Source organism: Leyella stercorea (assembly GCF_019052365.1).
Classification (GTDB): domain Bacteria; phylum Bacteroidota; class Bacteroidia; order Bacteroidales; family Bacteroidaceae; genus Prevotella.
Map to the genome: position 1 here is coordinate 1 of NZ_JAHQUY010000157.1, position 1,484 is coordinate 1,484.

Below are 1,484 nucleotides of genomic sequence, written 5' to 3' on the forward strand. Positions count from 1 at the left end.
TTCTTTGAAAAGAACGTAAAATCAATAGTATTATTGCGGTGATTGTACTGTTAGTAATTGCTTAACTCGTTGCACCGTACTCACACGTTTATTCTCATTCTACAATTTTTATTGTTTATTCTATAGCTACTTTATCCTTTTTCAAAGCTAATCTTTCTCTTAAGATTTCCATGACATACTTGGCGAAAAGTTGACTATTGCCTTTTACATCAAATGCCATAAGGCTCTGTTCATGACAAGGAGTCATTCCTCTACCATCATCAGCTTGTTGCCAAAGTTCTAAATGAATTTTGCCTGTTTGAACATTCAACTTTACTATGCAAGCCACGGATTGTTGATAGTAACTTTTCAGCGAACGTTCTTTAATAAACTTCAGATAAGCGGATGTGGAATTTATTGAAGTTCGTATGACCATACTACTTTTATCCAAACAGAAAAATATCGCATTGGCCAATTCTTCCTCGGATGCTGTAGCAGGAAGAAAAATAATTGGTTTGTCTTCTACTTGGCATCCCTCAAAAATCCGATAGAGAGTTATCACCTTGAAACCTTTTGATGAAAAGGAAATGCAACAAGACTTTTTTCTATGGGAATAGAGAAGTTTGCAAAGCCAAAATTTTATTCTTTTACACATAAACATAGTGAATTCATATAGAAAAATTTGATATGGTGTTTTCTCTTCTTATCGTCTCCTGTTTAAATGCTCCAATTAGGGTATATTTTATAGGAATTTTTCTTTCAACAACAGTCATCATCTTGACTATATCAGCTTTCGTCAGAAAGAATATTTGCTGCTTGCTTTTATATTTAAGGCTCATATTATCCATTTTGTTTTCTGCCTTTTTCTTCCACCTGTACGCCAAAACGAAAGCAATGGCAACGGCAAGTATTACGATAAACAATGTCTGTTGCATAATCATTCTTTTCTGTATGTCTATTATAAAAATCTGCGTAAAAACATAATTAAGAATATCACAAAAAGAATAAAGCCACATCCCCATGCCCGATTTGACATTTCATTATCAAAATTAGATAATTCTGTTGCTTTTTTCGATTTACTACCTTCATAAAGGGTTCGGTAAGAAATCTTGCGATGCCTTACAAAGCGTAGCCATAGATAGCGTAAGCCTGTACCGATACGAAGAATAATAATATTCTCCAAATAATATCTGAAAAGTTCTTCCATACTCAATAGAGAGCTCTGATTTATTCTTATTCCCTGTTGATCCTTTCCAGCAATTCATCTGGTGTAAGTATCTCCATCTTAGAGAAACCAAACCACTTTTTGCCTAAGTCCTTAATGGATGCACCTATGTGATAAACATCATCGTCTATACAAAGGAAGCGGTCATGTGATAAACGAAATGTTTCAACATCAATCGGTGCATATTGAGCATTATGACGGTCTATGTCGAGTTGGAACTGACGGCTTATCTGCTGAGTGTAGATGATTGCAGACACGTTATTATCTCTTTTATCGAGCA

3 protein-coding genes and 1 pseudogene are annotated in these 1,484 nt (G+C 34.6%); all 4 read right to left on the reverse strand.

Annotated elements, in window-relative coordinates; all coding sequences use genetic code 11:
- Nucleotides 1–115: 115 nt before the first annotated feature.
- Nucleotides 116–541, reverse strand: coding sequence for a hypothetical protein (locus KTQ90_RS13295; RefSeq protein WP_217318824.1), 426 nt, complete (start codon nt 539–541; stop codon nt 116–118).
- A gap of 106 nt (nt 542–647) precedes the next feature.
- A complete protein-coding gene (locus tag KTQ90_RS13300; protein ID WP_217318825.1) occupies nt 648–914 on the reverse strand; it encodes a hypothetical protein in 267 nt (88 codons plus the stop codon).
- Between the two features lie 23 nt (nt 915–937).
- On the reverse strand, nt 938–1,186 hold the full coding sequence (locus KTQ90_RS13305; RefSeq protein WP_157949405.1) for a hypothetical protein: 249 nt from the start codon (nt 1,184–1,186) through the stop codon (nt 938–940).
- Between the two features lie 26 nt (nt 1,187–1,212).
- A pseudogene (locus KTQ90_RS13310) lies at nt 1,213–1,484 on the reverse strand (ORF6N domain-containing protein); the annotation flags it as partial.

What these genes read in the sequence shown, in the direction of transcription:
- KTQ90_RS13300 (WP_217318825.1), bottom strand. Translation starts at nt 914, where the DNA reads ATGCAACAGACATTGTTTATCGTAATACTTGCCGTTGCCATTGCTTTC.
- KTQ90_RS13305 (WP_157949405.1), bottom strand. Translation starts at nt 1,186, where the DNA reads ATGGAAGAACTTTTCAGATATTATTTGGAGAATATTATTATTCTTCGT.